Raw genomic sequence first — 15274 nt, forward strand, 5'->3', positions numbered from 1 at the left:
AAGTCATTCCGCCTGTTCTTACAGTGAATGACTTTCATTGAGGAGTGACTCGATAGCGTTAACTAACGTTTTGCTGCTTGTTTTTTCAGTTCAAAGTCAAATTCGTCTGGAAAAACAATCACGCCTTCTTCCTTTTCGTTTGGAAATACAACGATAGAAAGTTCATCATCTTCGAGCCCTTGGGTCCATCGGCTATGCCATTTGTTTAATGAAATCGCTTCTGCTTTGCACTCTTTCCAGTCATCCGTTGCCCAAGCCGTCGCAAATTCTTCGTTTGGCCAAACAGGGACACAATCATCATCCTCGGTATTGAGCATCACACAGCCATGTTCATCGGTAAGAATCCAAACTTGCTTATTGGTGACGATTTCTTTTATACAATATTTGAAACGCTGATCATCGTTATAACGGTTAATCGTCGCGATTTGATCGGCGTTTAGCGCTGTCGTTGTCATGTTTTATTCCTCAGCTTTTTAAGCTTTCATAATAAAAGCGCCCACAGACTGTGCCTGTGGGCGCTTCAATGATTCACATTTGGTTATACGAGTTCAGCTTGTAGCCAAGGCCAACCTTGCTTCTTACGGCTAAGCGTGTTTTCCATCATTAGTAAGCCATCTTTTTCATGCTTCACTAATTTTTCAGCCCACTCGCCTTTGTAAAGAAGACGAGTCTGAGCCGTTGTGATGTCCGTTAACATAACAGCAGCGAAGGCTAGATTGTCTTTCGCACAACGAGCGTCTAGATCCGCTTCTAGCTGTTCAATCATACCGTCAACTTGCTCTAGAGTTGCAAGTTCAACTTGGCCTACAACCACATCACGCCCATTAAATGGGTAACCTTTTAGATCTTTCTCTACGAGTTCAGCAGCAGAAAGGCCTTCGATGTCTGTTTTTGCAATCAAAAGATCTTTGATGAATGCATCAACATCTTGTACGTCCGCGATTTCAGCCAGCTCTGCAACGGCATCTTTATCTTTTTGAGTACATGTTGGCGAAGCAAAGCCTACCGTGTCAGAAAGAATCGCCGACATCATCAGCTTAGCGATCTGTTGAGAAATCGTATGGCCTTCAATTTTGAACATGTTAAATAGAACAGTGTTAGTACAACCTACAGGCCAGATCCAAGCTTCCATAGGGTTGATGGTCATTACATCACCAAGACGATGATGGTCAACAATGCCTAGGATTTCAGCATCAGCGACATCATCTGGGGCTTGTGCTAGATCAGAGTAGTCTACTAACCAGATTTTTTCGCCAGCGACAGATGTACGCAACTCTGGAGATTTAGCATCAGCCACCTCTAAAATGTGCTGCGTTTCGCGGTTAATTTCACCTTGGCGAATTGGCATCGCTTCAAGACCACGAGACTTTAATAGCTCAGTGGCTACTAATGCGCTACAAATACTGTCACTATCTGGGTTCTTATGACCGACAACTAGAATCATTTTTCTTCCTGTTCATTTAGTTTGTTCACCCTCTGCGGGGTGAGGTTGCTCACAAAGGTGTTACTTTACCTGAATTTTTAAATTTGTCATTCCTTTACACGTCAAAGCACAAACCAAGCTTGTCTCTGTCATTTTTTTTCGATCTATAACGTATCTTTTTAACCGGATTTTTCTATCCCTTTTATCATCACCCACCACCATTTTTTATCGCTGCTTTCCGGCGCTAAGCCTAATTTTCCCACATATACCATACAGTTACTTTCAAATTTACGAGCAAGGAATAGGCTTTTAAAGCGGAACGACTTCTGTTGTACGTCTTAGTGCTGATATTGGCAAAAGGCCGTTATCTAAAAAACCAAAGCAAATGCGATTGATAATAATTATCATTTGCATATAATGAAGGTATTGAATAATTACGGATGCTCTGTTGATGAATACATTCAGCCCTTTTAGCAAACATTTATCTTGGCTTTCATCGACTCAGTTTCGTTTAACTTATAAACGACTGATTCTTCCTATTTGTCTCATTGCTCTGCTGGCATCCGATACCACGAGGCAAATCACCGTAACCACTTTATCCGATGCTTTTTGGGCGGTTTCATGTTACGTCGCATTTACCTTGGCGATTTATCACTACCTTTCCAATCGAATGAGTAAAAACAGTCAACTGGTTAAGCTCTATACTCGCTCTCGTACTCATCAGGTCATTTTTGCTTCGCTTCTCGGGGCGTTACCCGGTTGTGGAGGCGCTATTGTAGTGACAACCCAATTCATCAGTGGTCGCGTAGGATTCGGAGCAATGGTGGCGGTACTCACCTCCACAATGGGTGATGCCGCTTTTCTGCTGATTGCGAGTGCACCTAAAGTGGGATTAAGTGTTATTGCTCTTGGGGTTGTTGTAGGGTGCGTCTCTGGGTGGACCGTCAATAGACTGCATAGAGATGATTTCTTAAGGCCTGAGATTGAAACAATGCCAGAGAACAATTCTCGAATGAACCTCCTACACCAAGCAGAATGTTCAGAGAAAAAATTCGAAAGCAAAGCCATCAATTTACAAGGCATGTTCTGGAAAGCGCTGCTCATTCCAGTGACAATAGTGGCAGTACTCGGTTCGTTTCAAGTGGATATTAATCATCTTTTATCCCTTTCTGATATGACCATCGAGTGGATTGGCTGCATACTCATCATTGTTAGCATGCTTTTGTGGTCATTAACTAAAGAGTTAAAAGACTACCAAACCACCGTTTCTGAAGATCTAAAATACTCGACCTCTCACCCGATTCAAAAAGCGGCCCAAGATACCAATTTTGTCACCGCCTGGGTCATCATCGCCTTTCTGTTTTTTGAGCTCGCTGCATTTTTTTCTGGTCTTGATATTAAAGCCAGCGTTTCTGGTTGGGGAGTCTGGATGCCACTCATCGGGTTGGCTGTTGGTATTCTTCCTGGTTGCGGCCCACAGATATTGATCACCAGTCTTTACTTGTCTGGGGCGGTTCCGCTATCGAGCCAACTGGCTAATTCAATTTCAAACGATGGTGATGCGTTGTTCCCTGCAATCGCTCTTGCACCAAAAGCCGCCTTGATAGCAACGATTTACTCAGTGATCCCCGCCTTTATTGTCGGCTATGGGTATTTCTTTCTATTTGAGTAACCCACAAAGATTTCAGTTTGTGTGGTTTTCGTTTGTGTGACTTCCGTTTATGTAGCTGTCAGTTTATAAAGCTATCAGTTTATACAGCCATCCGTATAGATAGCCGTCAGTTTTTACGCAGTAATCGGTTTTCACTTGGCAATCGGTTTTCATTTAGCAATCGCGGTAATGATCGCCCGGCTACTTGGACCTTTTTCTAAACTGATTTGAAGTGCATTTGTTGGCTTTGACGTCAGCTTTTTGCCCGACCAATAATCGTACCAATAGACCGCTTGTTTGGACGTTAACGTAAACTCTTCAAGTTCAGAGTGATAATTGAATAAGCAGTGTAGATCGTTTCTATCCGTTATCGGAAGAAACGCGTGGGAAAGCGATAACGATGTGAATTTTGAAGCTTTTTGATTGTGTTTTTGCCGCAGCACAAGTTTGGTCAAACTCGACTTAGCATAAGGGGTAAGCTCTGGAAGTGGATCCCCCGAAAGAAGTAAACCTCCACTTGCCAATAGAGCGGTACGATGAAAATCGTAATACTGGCGTTCTGTAGACTGATTCGCGAGTGATACAAAGGTCGCACAGTCTGGGTCAATATGCCAAAGCTGGCGATGTTGCCAACTGCGGAAAAAGGTTTCTTGGGCAATCTGACAAAAGCGATCGGGAGAGCGCTCTACGTCATCAGAGACCCGCATTGCATCGACCAAACCCAATGATGGCCACATGGGTGCATTGCAACCGAGTATCCATGCGTCTCCGGCTCCCTTCTCTATAGCTTTCATCCCCATTCGATACGCTTGAATCCCTGTTACACCCGTTTGGTCACGCTTTCCTTTTAATGTGCCCCAATAATTCGCATCGAGTTTAAAAAGCTGCACGCCCCAATCTTCATGCATCGTTTTAACAATGTGAGTTAGGTGATCTTGCACTTCAGCATTTGATGTATCCAACACATACCAAGGTGTGCAGCGCCAACCACCATAAGTCACGTCTTCGGCTTTGAGTAATTCACCAGATTCGTGTCGGACAAACCAGTCTGGGTGCTGTTTAAATAGCTTGGATTTGGGTTCAGCGATAAAAGGCGCTAACCAAATAGCCGGTTTCTTCCCCTGTTTGATGATCGCTTGAATCATCGCTTTTACGCCGTGAGAAAACTTCGACGATGGGGTTAACCAATCACCCATAAACGCTTGGTATCCGTCGTCCAGTAACACCCAATCTAAATAAGAAAGATCCTGTTTCATCGCCTTTACATTACGCGCGATGTTGTTCTCTGTTACGGCATCGTAATACGCATACCAAGAGCACCAGCCAATGGGTGACTTTTGTGTCAACGTGGATTTCGTTGGATGATGATGTTTAATGAGCTGAGAATACTCTTCAAACAGTAAAGACAGAGAAGGCCCGCTGAGCACAGCAACAGATTCAAGCCTTTGGCTATCCCAGTCGAGTGGGTATGTTTTCTCACCATCTATATTCGCCAAGATAGTGCGTTGGCCTTCTTGGTTGATGATTTGAAAATATCCGGCAAATCGATGGCAACTTGTAAAGCCTAACAAGGTATATCCCGCAGAGTCTTCTATGACGAGATAGTTGTAATAACGCTTAGCCTCGGTTTGTGGGTAAATTCGATAACTCGCATTGTTGTCCGCACAACGACCTATTTCTATTGGATTATCACAACTTCCTGAAGTCTGAGCTAGCATCTGAAAACCATCACCGAGCAAGGTCGCCGACAGTTCAAAATCGAACGGCATGGTAAACAATCGGTAGTCACTTGGAATTGGATTGTTGTGCAGTCCAATAAAACGAAAGGTGAGCTCCTGGTTAGCCAACGACACGGAGAGATCATTATTGAGAACCGATATCTCACGCTGGCAAGCTAAAGTAATGATTTGCGGCATAACGGCGACTTACCCCTCGGTTTATTTTAGGTCAATGAACAATGCACAGTGCCCAACAAACAATACACAATAAACAATGCACAATGCACAATGACTGCGAGTCACGATGGCTCTGTACTACCAGCTTTTACGTACTGTCTGTTTCTCTGTACTATCTACTTGGATTTTAATACAAAAATGCCAACCCTGTTGGATTGGCATTGAATTATGTTAATTGCAGAGCGTAATTAGCTCACTTCAATCGGTCCACCGAATGAGGTAACAGGTGGAACTTTCCCAGTAAACTTCTCAAAATCAACAGAGCAGGTATTGGCTGAGGTTGCCTGCGCAAGTTCAGACGTTGGGATATCTTGAGTTAATGTGTTTGGATCGCCATAGGTATCTAAGGCACCTACTTTTTCGTTCATAGGGCCATACCAAGCACCTTCTTCGATACGAACCACTCCTGGTGCATAACTGTCCATAAGAACGGCTCCTGCTAATAATTGCCCGCGGTCGTTAAATACTCGAACTAGGTCTCCATCTTTGATACCTTTTTTCTTAGCGTCACCTGGGTTCATGTAGATTGGCTCGCGGCCTTGTACTGCATAAGTCGCACGGAATTCTTCCGACTCACACATTTGGGAATGCAAGCGCTTATCGGGGTGACAAGATTGCAACCAGTATGGGTGCTTTTCGGAACCCGGACCACCATGTGAACGCTCTGATTTCTCAAACCACATTGGGTGTTCTTGGCAATGCTCATAGCCCATATTACCAACCGTACGGCTCGAAATTTCGATAAAGCCAGAAGGCGTACCTAAGGCATTAATTTCTGGGTCTTCACGGAACGCAGCATGGCGGGTCCACGGCTTCCCTTTGCCGAAATCTAAGAAGCCTTTCTCCCAAAATTCTTTAAATTCTGGCATGTCGAAATTAGCACCATTCGCTGCACGACAGTCGTTGTATAAAGACTCAACCCATTGCATTTCATCCATGCCACGAGTGTAATCATCGTGACGGCCCCAGCGACGGGTAAGGTTTCTCATGATATCAAAGTCAGATTTTGACTGGAACAATGGGTCTACCAATTTGTGCATGGCTATCAAACCACGACCAGAATAAGAACCATAACCATCAATATCATTACGCTCCCACTGTGTACACGCAGGCAGCACGATATCAGAATGGCGACAGGTTGCAGTCCAAGCAAAATCTACCGCTACGACTGTTTGTAGATTCTTGAATGCTTGACGCATTTTATTTCGGTCTTGATGGTGATGCCAAGGGTTGTTACCGCTGAACACCATCATTTTGATGTCTGGAAGCGTCACCGTTGAACCGTTGGCTTTGATCTTCTTACCTGGCTCTATCAGGCTATCAACCCAACGCGCAACTGGGATAACTCGGCTAAAGCCTTTGTAATCTTGGTTGTCATATTTCGGCGTCTGACCTTGATCGATATTAAGCGGGAACGAACCTGGAGCACCAAAACCTGTTGAAGAAACGCCAATGCCTGAATAGTGGTGCCCATAAGAAATACCACCACCTGGCAATCCAATCTGACCGACCATCGCTGCTAATACTGCAAGCATCCAATACGGTTGCTCGCCGTGCTCTTGACGCTGAATACTCCAACCCACCATGATTTGGGTTCGCCCATTCACGAGCATACGTGCGAACTCGCGAATTTTCTCAGCGCTCGCGCCACATATATTGGCAGCCCACTCTGGCGTTTTCTCTACTCTGTCTTTCGTCTCACCTTGAACATACTGAATGAACGTTTCAAAACCCAGACAGTAAGTATCAATGAACTCTTTATCATGCAAGTTTTTGTTATACAGTTCATGGGCCACACCCAACATGAACGGGACATCAGTGTGGGGGTTGATATAGAACTGTTCATTGTTTAAGAAGCGCCCTGTTTTATTCTGCACAGGATCGACTGAAACCACATTGATTTCTTTATTCGCCACTTTTTGCTTCAGTTGCTCAAGATATTCAAATGATTCGTGGGTTTCACAGTTCCAACCAACTTGTAGGTTTTTAACGGGATCGTTACCCCACATGATAATGTTGTCACTGTTCTCTAGAATAAGCTCCCAAGAAGTACCCTGAGCATAGACCTCAGTGGAGCCTAGTACGTAAGGCAGAATCGTTTGACCGGCCCCTGTCGAGTAGTCGCCGATTTTCTTTACGGAATGTCCGTGAAGTCCGATGGCTCTCATCATGTGGTTAGTACAACTGTGGAATTGCCCTGTTGAACGCCAACCGGTTTGACCCGCATGCAGTGCAGAAGGTCCATAATCTTTCTGGACGCGCTCTAACTCACGGTAAACCAGGTCGAGTGCTTCATCCCATGTCACGCGCACAAAACGGTTATTGCCGCGTGTGTCAGCGCTGTACTTATGCTTTTTAAGCCAATCAAGACGAACCATTGGATAGCGGACACGCGATGGGCTATAGATGATGCCTTTAATGCCATTTAGCATGTCCGTTGGGTGCTTATCGAGCTCTAACGGTTTAATCTCTTGCACTTTGCCCGCATAAACTCGGGCGCGAAATGCACCCCAGTGAGAACCTGATACTTTCCAAGTCCCTTCTGTGGTTTCTGCTGCCATAGCCGACGTCGACGCCAACAGGCTTGGACCGATAACAGATGCAGCACTCGTGGTGGCCACACCTTTGAGAAAACTTCTTCGTGAAATTGCCATTTTATTACTCCAATTGACGTCGATTAGTGATGACCTTCAGCAAAGTCTGATGAGTGCTTTTGTAAATACTTCAGTACCAGTGCTTCAGTGTCAGCATCAAAGTTGACGAATGCGATCATGCCATCTAGCATGCCGACCCAACCGTTAGCGCTAAAGTGCGCTTCATCAGGTTGTGAGTGACAAGTCGAGCAGTTCGTTTTGTAGGCATCGCTCGCCGCATTCCAGATCGGAGCGTAGTCGGAAACCATCGATTCTTTTTTCATCCAAAGATTGACGCTCACTTCTTCCCAAGGCAGACCGGTGAGTTCGTCTTCTTTTCCTTCACCCACATTCACTTGATCACTCTGGGACACTTCTCGAGATAAGATTGCCGTAGAGATATTAAGACCGAAATCTTCCTGGATCACACGGCCAAAGCCTTTCGCTTTTCTCCAGCCGTCAATTTTAACTTCAATCATGTCGCCTTGTTGGCCTACGATGGCCACCTGGCTAGCTGGACTTAACAAGCCAGCTTCTGTTGTCGCGCTTTGATCGGTATACAATGGAAGATGACGAACGGAAATAACGTCATTACCCTGTGAGTAGTTGGTGCTACTTGCTGTCTGCTCCAGATCACCAACGATACCGCTCATTGAAGCCATATCTGCTGGGAGGTGGTGTGCAATGCCTTTATGACAATCGATACAACTTTGATCTCGTTCAGCGGCTTGTTTCATTTGAATCCGCGCCGTGGGTGACATTTGTTCAAAGTCCATCGACTCGTACGCGTGACAGTTTTTGCATTCCAGTGAACCATTCGCAGAGAATCGGTCCCATTCATGGCGAGCCAACTCAAGACGTCGTGCTTCAAATTTTTCTGGCGTACCAAGATCACCGAATATTTGCGCGAACACCTCTTTCGATGCTTGCATCTTACGCGCTATTTTTGCTGTCCATTCATGAGGTACATGGCAGTCTGGACACGTCGCTCGAACACCAGAGCTGTTTTTCCAATGGACCGTCTCTTGTAACTCTACGTACACGTTTTCGCTCATGGTATGGCAACCAATACAAAACTCTTCAGTGTTGGTTGCTTCTAAGGCGGTGTTAAAGCCACCCCAAAAAATCACACCAGCAATGAAACCGCCCATGGTTAGAACCCCTAGGCTGATATGAACTGCCGGGCGTGTCATTGTACGCCACAGTCTAGCAATCAATGATTTCATGTTTCACTCTCTTAAAATTCTATTTAAATATGGGTGTTAGGGATTGCATTAACCATGCACACCAGGAGGCCCAAGGACAAACACTTGCAGCATCCAAACGATAAAACCATACCCACCAACAAAAGCGATACTTAAGATTGGGAAAAGGACGACAGTAATAAAAAGAAAAGACTGCCATTCTAACGAATGTGCCTCATCTTTCTTATCTTTATTAACACTTCTCATACATTTACCTGCATTCGATTTAGTTTTGCCTAACGACTCAATATTTTGAGTTAGTTAAATCTCGTCATTGTTAGAATGAATTTTAGTTCACGCGTCATCTAACTTTCAATAACAACCGCTGTTGAAGCCTTATTAATCAACACTTTTTTGAGCTCATCCAGAGATATGTTTGATTGTCATATTATGTGTAAAATTATGAACAAATAAGACAAGTTACACATGTTGTTTTAAGGTTAACCACTAAACACTCAGTTAACAGTTTAGCTCGCTTTTTAAATAAAGAGTCCGTCTAAATCCAAAATCATACTTCTTTAAATTCGCTCAGTGTCGTTCGTTTGATATTGATTGAGTCTACACACCAAATGGGTATCGATAAAAATAGCCAATAAAGACAAAGGCAGCTTGATAACAAACAACCATTTAAAGCCGATAAAATTCATAACGATACGAGCCTAAAATCTGGACAAAAAACGTACACCCTCTCGCGTTAGAAACACTTTATCCACAGAAAATGTGGATAACCCATCCTTTATATACCTCTAGGTGCATATTATATTGGGCAGTTTTGATCACCCAGATAACGGGACTTTTTATGCCCAGCATCGAACAAATGTGCACCAATTTGGTTCTAATTAACACTTCTCACTTTCCTTGTTTGCAGTGCTATCCATGCTTGCTTAATGTGTAGCAAATAGCATTTAAAGGAACATAATCATGAAATTTTCCCAAGACCACCTCGCAGAGCTAAATTTGCTTCTGCAATTTGATATTAGTAGTGCAGCGACTGGCATCAAGGTCCATCAAGATGCCGCTAAAGAGACACAAGAAGCGGCTAAGCGACTCTTCGATAAAGGATTGTGTACACTGCCTGATGGAGGCTACCTCACTGACGAAGGTATCGAAATAGCAGAAAAAGCCGATAAAGTTTTGCGTATACTAAGCGCATAGCTATCCATTAGTCTTCTAACAGAATCCGATGAAAACTATCACTATTATTGGAGCAGGTTGGCTGGGCACTCCCCTCGCCACAACGCTCCTTTCTAAACACCATCGAGTGTTTGCTAGCAACACTACCTCAGATAAAGCTCAGCAATTATCCGCATTAGGTATTCAAGGATTCATTTGTGATCTTAGGTCTCCTCATCAGCTGACTGAAAACCTTCTCGAACAACAACCTGATGTCCTTATTGGATGTTTTCCTCCAGGATTTCGTCGGGGTTTATCTAATGAATATCAATTGATGTGGCAAACGGTCGTAGAGGCCGCAAAACAGGCTAACGTAAAAAAAATCATCATGATCAGCTCGACAGCGGTTTACCCCTCTATCGACAAAAACCAGCCTGCACCTCACTTGATGACAGAACCCATGTCTTGTTATGACTTAGTTCAGACCCACTATGACTTAGCTCAGACCCAATCGAATGAGACTGACAAGAGTCGTTCTAGCAAAAATGGCTTCAGCGAAAACGCCATTGTCATGCTTCAAGCAGAGCAACATGTCATTGACTCAGGTATCGAGTTTGTTATTGCTCGCCTGAGCGGATTAGTAGGCCCAAATCGTCACCCAGCTCGCTTTGTCAGTAAATTAAAACAGGTAAGTCGTTTAGCGCCAGCAAACATACTTCACCTTGATGATGCCATTGGGAGCTTGGAGTTTGCGATTAGCAATATTAGTAACCAAGCCATTAACGTGACCACGCCTGATATCATGTATAAAGATACTTTTTATCAAAAGGCGCTTATCAATGCTGGCTTGCCGACTTCCTTATTACCCAAAATAGTTGACGTACACGACAAACAAATAGACCCAAGCAAACTTATCTCACTTGGGTACTCATATCGTTACCCGACTCTTTCCCTTGTTTTGGATGCGCTAAATGACTAAACGCCTATACCAACACATAGAGACTCTGTGGAGCTACATGTTAATGGGGCATACGCCGAAGCAGTCGGATATTATTTTTGTTCTGTGCAGTAATGATTTACGTGTCGCTTCTCATGCCGCTTCACTATACCAGCAAGGGTTTGCTCCACGGATTGTTTTCTCTGGTGGCTTTGGACGCTTTACCGAAGGACATTTCGATAAAACAGAAGCCGAGACGTTTGCTGCAATTGCAAAAGATTGTGGGGTACCTTCAGGGGACATTTTCATCGAAAAAGAAGCGACCAATACCGGAGAAAATGTCACGCTCGGCTATGAACTCATTCGACGACTTGGGTTACCACATAAGAAAATGCTCCTGGTTCAAAAGCCCTTCATGGAAAGGCGCAGTTATGCGACGTTTATGCAGCAATGGCCTGAGCCTTGTGAACAAGTATTGGTGAGCTCTTCATCAGACGGTTTTTTTGATTACCTCAATGAAGATATGCCCCTCGATATGGTGTTAAGAGCACTCACCGAAGACTATGAACGCATCAAAACCTACCCCCAACTTGGATTTCAGACTGAGCAAGAAATACCGGATTCTGTAGAGCAGGCGTATCAATTCATCTACGAACACTATCTGTTGAACCATTGAAGGAATTGATTCATTCAAGGAATCGACCCTTTAAACAAGCTTATCCATGAAACACCTCGCCCCGTTAACACATTGAGCGTGTCAGTGGTTTGGACTATCACTTGCGAAGACAGCAGTCACTTGCGAAGACAGCAGTCACTTGCAAAGACAACCGTCACCTGCGAAGACAACAATTACTAGCGAACACAACAATCACCTGCGAACACCACATAAAAAACCAGAGCACATCGCTCTGGTTTTTAGTGTGTGACTCACTACAGACAGACTAGTGCAGCGCTTCTTCTTTCGTACCGAAATACTCAAAGACAATTTTATCTTTCTTCAAGTCAACCTTGACTGTACCGCCTTCGACTAGCGAACCAAAGAGCAGTTCATTTGCCAATGGTTTTTTCAGTTGCTCTTGAATCACGCGGCCCATTGGTCGAGCCCCCATCGACTTATCGTAGCCTTTTATTGCTAGCCAATGCCTTGCTCTCTCCGACACTTCTAAAGAAACACCACGAGCATCCAGTTGTGCTTGAAGTTCAACGATGAACTTGTCGACCACCTGGTGGATAACCGTTTCATCTAAGCGGTTAAACCAAATGATGTTATCAAGACGGTTTCTGAACTCAGGCGTAAAGACTTTCTTAATCTCCGCCATGGCATCAGGGCTGTTATCTTGCTCAATCAAGCCCATTGATTTACGTTCTGTTTCTTGAACACCAGCGTTGGTCGTCATCACCAAGATGACATTCCTAAAGTCCGCTTTGCGCCCGTTATTATCGGTAAGCGTACCGTTATCCATGACCTGCAATAGTAGGTTAAAGATATCGGGGTGTGCTTTTTCGATTTCATCGAGCAACACGACTGAGTGGGGGTGTTTGATAACCGAGTCCGTCAACAACCCACCTTGGTCATAACCAACATAACCTGGAGGAGCACCGATTAGCCTACTAACAGAATGTCTTTCTCCATACTCCGACATATCAAATCGCAGCAGTTCAATTCCCATCAGTTTCGCCAATTGCAACGTCACTTCAGTTTTACCTACCCCCGTAGGGCCTGCAAACAAAAATGAACCAACCGGTTTGTTATCCGCTCCAAGTCCAGCACGAGTTAACTTGATCGCTTCACTTAGAACATCAATGGCTGGATCTTGGCCAAATACCAACATTTTCATCTTATCATCAAGATTTTTCAAAATATCTTTGTCTGATGAAGACACCGATTTTTCAGGGATTCGAGCCATTTTAGCCACCATGGACTCGATGTCAGCAACGCCCACAGTCTTCTTGCGACGACTCGCTGGCGCCAAACGACTTCGAGCACCCGCTTCATCAATAACATCGATGGCTTTATCGGGCAGATGGCGTTCGTTAATGTATTTAGCTGACAGTTCAACCGCCGCTCTGAGTGCTTTATTGGTATAGCGCACCTCATGGTGTGCTTCATACTTAGGTTTTAAGCCCATCAGAATTTTGGTTGTATCGTCTAGTGATGGCTCAACAACATCAATTTTTTGGAAGCGGCGAGATAACGCACGTTCTTTTTCAAAAATACTGCTGTATTCTTGATACGTGGTTGAACCGATACAACGAAGCTTACCGCTACTCAGTAATGGTTTGATCAGATTTGCCGCATCAACTTGACCACCAGAAGCGGCTCCTGCACCGATGATGGTATGAACTTCATCAATAAATAGGATCGCGTCTTCTTCTTTCTCTAGCTGCTTTAGAATGGTTTTAAAACGCTTTTCAAAATCGCCACGGTACTTGGTGCCCGCCAGTAATGAACCGATGTCTAATGAATAGATAACGCTGTCTTTAATGACGTCTGGAACTTGACCTTCTACGATTCGCCAAGCGAGGCCTTCTGCTATTGCCGTTTTACCCACCCCCGCCTCGCCAACAAGCAAAGGATTGTTTTTACGGCGTCGACACAATACTTGAATCGTTCTTTCTAGTTCTTTATCTCGACCGATCAACGGGTCAATATGGCCCTGCTTTGCCACTTGATTTAGATTGATAGCAAAACTTTCTAAACGCTCATCGGAAGAGCCCTCTTCAACATTTTCTGAGCCAAACGATTCAGAGGAGTCATCATTTGAGCTTGACGACTTAGCAATGCCATGAGAAATGAAATTAACGATATCGAGTCGGCTGATGTCATTTTTCTTCAGTAGATACGCCGCATGTGATTCTTGTTCACTAAAAATGGCAACCAGAACATTAGCGCCTGTTACCTCACTGCGGCCAGAAGACTGAACATGGAAAACGGCACGTTGAAGAACTCGCTGAAAACTTAACGTCGGCTGAGTTTCACGAGTCTCATCGTTTTCAGGAATAAGAGGGGTTGTTTGGTCAATGAAAACATCGAGTTCTTGTCGTAAAGCTTCTAGGTCTGCCTGACAAGCCGCTAATGCCTCCTTGGCTGCATCATTTACCAATAATGCGAGTAGGAGGTGCTCGACAGTCATGAACTCGTGTCGTTTGTCTCTAGCGCGCGCAAAAGCGCCATTAAGACTGGTCTCTAATTCTTTATTAAGCATATGTACCTCCTAAAAGAACAACAGGGTTGTTCATACAAGCGTTACGCTTGCTCTAATGTGCAAAGCAATGGATGCTCATTTTCCTTGGAATACATGGTGACTTGCGCCACTTTTGTTTCAGCTACTTCTGCGGTAAAGGTTCCGCAAATTGCTTTTCCTTCATAATGCACTTGAAGCATAACTTGCGTCGCTTTCTCTATGTCCATTGAAAAGAAACGCTCAAGGATTTCAATCACAAAGTCCATCGGCGTGTAATCATCATTATTTAACAACACGTGATACATCGCAGGTGGCTGGATTTTCGTTTTCTCTTTCTCCAGTAAATCAGAGTCTGGAGTTACCCATTCAAAATTTCGGCCCATGGTCAATTCAATAATTGAGGATTTCTAGAGTCGATTTTACCATTATGTGACGACAAAGTTTTAGATTTATCTCCGAATGCTGCTAAGAAATATTACGGCCAGAAATGCATCCCTTACTTAGAGACTAATCCAGCATTCCAATCGCTGCAAATAAAACATAGAAATCAATTCTAGAGAATTATCTAATTGATTAAAAAGCAAACAGTTTCACAAGCAAACTAATAAAAGTGCCTAGATCTCAGGCTTGTCAAGTTGCAGAAATGTAAATCTCAAAAGTGATTTGTTTGCAAATATGTAGCATTTAAGACCTTTTGCCTATTGACTGTCTCTGTTCATTGACTACATTGGTCAAATAGTGATTAAAAATAATAGGCACGTGAATGATTAGTCACTAACAGATTCACGTTACGTTTGTGGCGGAATCGTCTTAACACAACATCAGTATTAAATGCATGAGGGATGTATAGCATGGCTACAGGTACAGTAAAATGGTTTAACAATGCCAAAGGATTTGGTTTTATCTGTCCAGAGGGTGAGGACGGGGATATTTTTGCTCACTACTCAACAATTAAGATGGATGGCTATCGTACGCTCAAAGCGGGTCAACAAGTCGCTTATGAAATTGAGCAAGGACCTAAAGGCTACCATGCTAGCTCCGTCGTGCCGATTGAAGCTCAAATGGCAAAATAAACCTTAAGACGCCAAGAATATAAAAACCCCGCTAAAACTAGCGGGGTTACTTTTTTATAA

At 43.9% G+C, this 15274-nt stretch carries 13 protein-coding genes; 5 read left to right on the forward strand and 8 right to left on the reverse strand.

Annotation, left to right across the window (positions count from 1 at the left end):
• Positions 1 to 62: 62 nt before the first annotated feature.
• Positions 63 to 455 carry a DUF2750 domain-containing protein gene (locus tag QF117_RS15225; RefSeq protein ID WP_017034927.1) on the reverse strand — a complete coding sequence of 131 codons (393 nt, stop codon included), beginning with the start codon at positions 453 to 455 and terminating at the stop codon, positions 63 to 65.
• Between the two features lie 83 nt (positions 456 to 538).
• Positions 539 to 1444 carry a manganese-dependent inorganic pyrophosphatase gene (locus tag QF117_RS15230; protein ID WP_282386591.1) on the reverse strand — a complete coding sequence of 302 codons (906 nt, stop codon included), beginning with the start codon at positions 1442 to 1444 and terminating at the stop codon, positions 539 to 541.
• Positions 1445 to 1874: 430 nt separating this feature from the next.
• Here QF117_RS15230 and QF117_RS15235 point away from each other — a divergent pair, with 430 nt between their 5' ends.
• Positions 1875 to 3095 carry a putative manganese transporter gene (locus QF117_RS15235; protein WP_282386592.1) on the forward strand — a complete coding sequence of 407 codons (1221 nt, stop codon included), beginning with the start codon at positions 1875 to 1877 and terminating at the stop codon, positions 3093 to 3095.
• 149 nt (positions 3096 to 3244) lie between these two features.
• Here QF117_RS15235 and QF117_RS15240 read toward each other — a convergent pair whose 3' ends face one another.
• The 4 genes from QF117_RS15240 to torE all read right to left on the reverse strand — a co-directional run bounded on the left by QF117_RS15240 (position 3245) and on the right by torE (position 9113).
• Positions 3245 to 4990, reverse strand: coding sequence for an alpha-galactosidase (locus QF117_RS15240; protein ID WP_282386594.1), 1746 nt, complete (start codon positions 4988 to 4990; stop codon positions 3245 to 3247).
• Between the two features lie 227 nt (positions 4991 to 5217).
• Positions 5218 to 7683: a trimethylamine-N-oxide reductase TorA gene (gene torA / locus QF117_RS15245; RefSeq protein ID WP_282386595.1), complete on the reverse strand. Its 2466-nt coding sequence runs from the start codon at positions 7681 to 7683 to the stop codon at positions 5218 to 5220.
• A 23-nt stretch (positions 7684 to 7706) separates the two neighbouring features.
• Positions 7707 to 8888 carry a pentaheme c-type cytochrome TorC gene (torC, locus tag QF117_RS15250; protein WP_282386596.1) on the reverse strand — a complete coding sequence of 394 codons (1182 nt, stop codon included), beginning with the start codon at positions 8886 to 8888 and terminating at the stop codon, positions 7707 to 7709.
• Between the two features lie 48 nt (positions 8889 to 8936).
• Positions 8937 to 9113, reverse strand: coding sequence for a trimethylamine N-oxide reductase system protein TorE (torE, locus tag QF117_RS15255; RefSeq protein ID WP_282386597.1), 177 nt, complete (start codon positions 9111 to 9113; stop codon positions 8937 to 8939).
• A gap of 714 nt (positions 9114 to 9827) precedes the next feature.
• Here torE and QF117_RS15260 point away from each other — a divergent pair.
• The 3 genes from QF117_RS15260 to QF117_RS15270 are packed head-to-tail and all read left to right on the forward strand — an operon-like array spanning position 9828 to position 11632.
• Entirely contained in the window at positions 9828 to 10061 is a 234-nt protein-coding gene (locus QF117_RS15260) for a TIGR02647 family protein (protein ID WP_017034920.1), read from the forward strand.
• A gap of 28 nt (positions 10062 to 10089) precedes the next feature.
• Entirely contained in the window at positions 10090 to 10998 is a 909-nt protein-coding gene (locus QF117_RS15265; RefSeq protein ID WP_282386600.1) for an NAD-dependent epimerase/dehydratase family protein, read from the forward strand.
• The gene (locus QF117_RS15270; protein ID WP_282386601.1) at positions 10991 to 11632 is read left to right on the forward strand and encodes a YdcF family protein; all 642 of its coding nucleotides are present in this window, start codon (positions 10991 to 10993) and stop codon (positions 11630 to 11632) included. The genes QF117_RS15265 and QF117_RS15270 overlap by 8 nt, the downstream gene beginning before the upstream one ends.
• A 265-nt stretch (positions 11633 to 11897) precedes the next feature.
• Here the strand turns inward: QF117_RS15270 and clpA are convergent, their stop codons facing one another.
• Together clpA and clpS are read right to left on the reverse strand one after the other, a co-directional pair.
• Entirely contained in the window at positions 11898 to 14162 is a 2265-nt protein-coding gene (gene clpA / locus QF117_RS15275; protein ID WP_282386603.1) for an ATP-dependent Clp protease ATP-binding subunit ClpA, read from the reverse strand.
• Between the two features lie 41 nt (positions 14163 to 14203).
• Positions 14204 to 14524, reverse strand: coding sequence for an ATP-dependent Clp protease adapter ClpS (clpS, locus tag QF117_RS15280; RefSeq protein WP_017034916.1), 321 nt, complete (start codon positions 14522 to 14524; stop codon positions 14204 to 14206).
• 468 nt (positions 14525 to 14992) lie between these two features.
• Between clpS and cspD the strand changes: the two genes are divergently transcribed.
• The gene (gene cspD / locus QF117_RS15285; protein ID WP_017034915.1) at positions 14993 to 15214 is read left to right on the forward strand and encodes a cold shock domain-containing protein CspD; all 222 of its coding nucleotides are present in this window, start codon (positions 14993 to 14995) and stop codon (positions 15212 to 15214) included.
• Positions 15215 to 15274 lie beyond the last annotated feature (60 nt).

The sequence above is a fragment of the Vibrio sp. YMD68 genome, from assembly GCF_029958905.1.
Classification (GTDB): Bacteria; Pseudomonadota; Gammaproteobacteria; order Enterobacterales; family Vibrionaceae; genus Vibrio.

Bases quoted from the DNA above. Each gene is read 5' to 3' on its own strand.
- cspD (WP_017034915.1), top strand. From the start codon at position 14,993: ATGGCTACAGGTACAGTAAAATGGTTTAACAATGCCAAAGGATTTGGT.
- QF117_RS15270 (WP_282386601.1), top strand. From the start codon at position 10,991: ATGACTAAACGCCTATACCAACACATAGAGACTCTGTGGAGCTACATG.
- QF117_RS15240 (WP_282386594.1), bottom strand. From the start codon at position 4,990: ATGCCGCAAATCATTACTTTAGCTTGCCAGCGTGAGATATCGGTTCTC.
- clpA (WP_282386603.1), bottom strand. From the start codon at position 14,162: ATGCTTAATAAAGAATTAGAGACCAGTCTTAATGGCGCTTTTGCGCGC.
- QF117_RS15260 (WP_017034920.1), top strand. From the start codon at position 9,828: ATGAAATTTTCCCAAGACCACCTCGCAGAGCTAAATTTGCTTCTGCAA.
- QF117_RS15230 (WP_282386591.1), bottom strand. From the start codon at position 1,444: ATGATTCTAGTTGTCGGTCATAAGAACCCAGATAGTGACAGTATTTGT.
- clpS (WP_017034916.1), bottom strand. From the start codon at position 14,524: ATGGGCCGAAATTTTGAATGGGTAACTCCAGACTCTGATTTACTGGAG.
- torC (WP_282386596.1), bottom strand. From the start codon at position 8,888: ATGAAATCATTGATTGCTAGACTGTGGCGTACAATGACACGCCCGGCA.
- QF117_RS15265 (WP_282386600.1), top strand. From the start codon at position 10,090: ATGAAAACTATCACTATTATTGGAGCAGGTTGGCTGGGCACTCCCCTC.
- QF117_RS15225 (WP_017034927.1), bottom strand. From the start codon at position 455: ATGACAACGACAGCGCTAAACGCCGATCAAATCGCGACGATTAACCGT.
- torE (WP_282386597.1), bottom strand. From the start codon at position 9,113: ATGAGAAGTGTTAATAAAGATAAGAAAGATGAGGCACATTCGTTAGAA.
- torA (WP_282386595.1), bottom strand. From the start codon at position 7,683: ATGGCAATTTCACGAAGAAGTTTTCTCAAAGGTGTGGCCACCACGAGT.
- QF117_RS15235 (WP_282386592.1), top strand. From the start codon at position 1,875: ATGAATACATTCAGCCCTTTTAGCAAACATTTATCTTGGCTTTCATCG.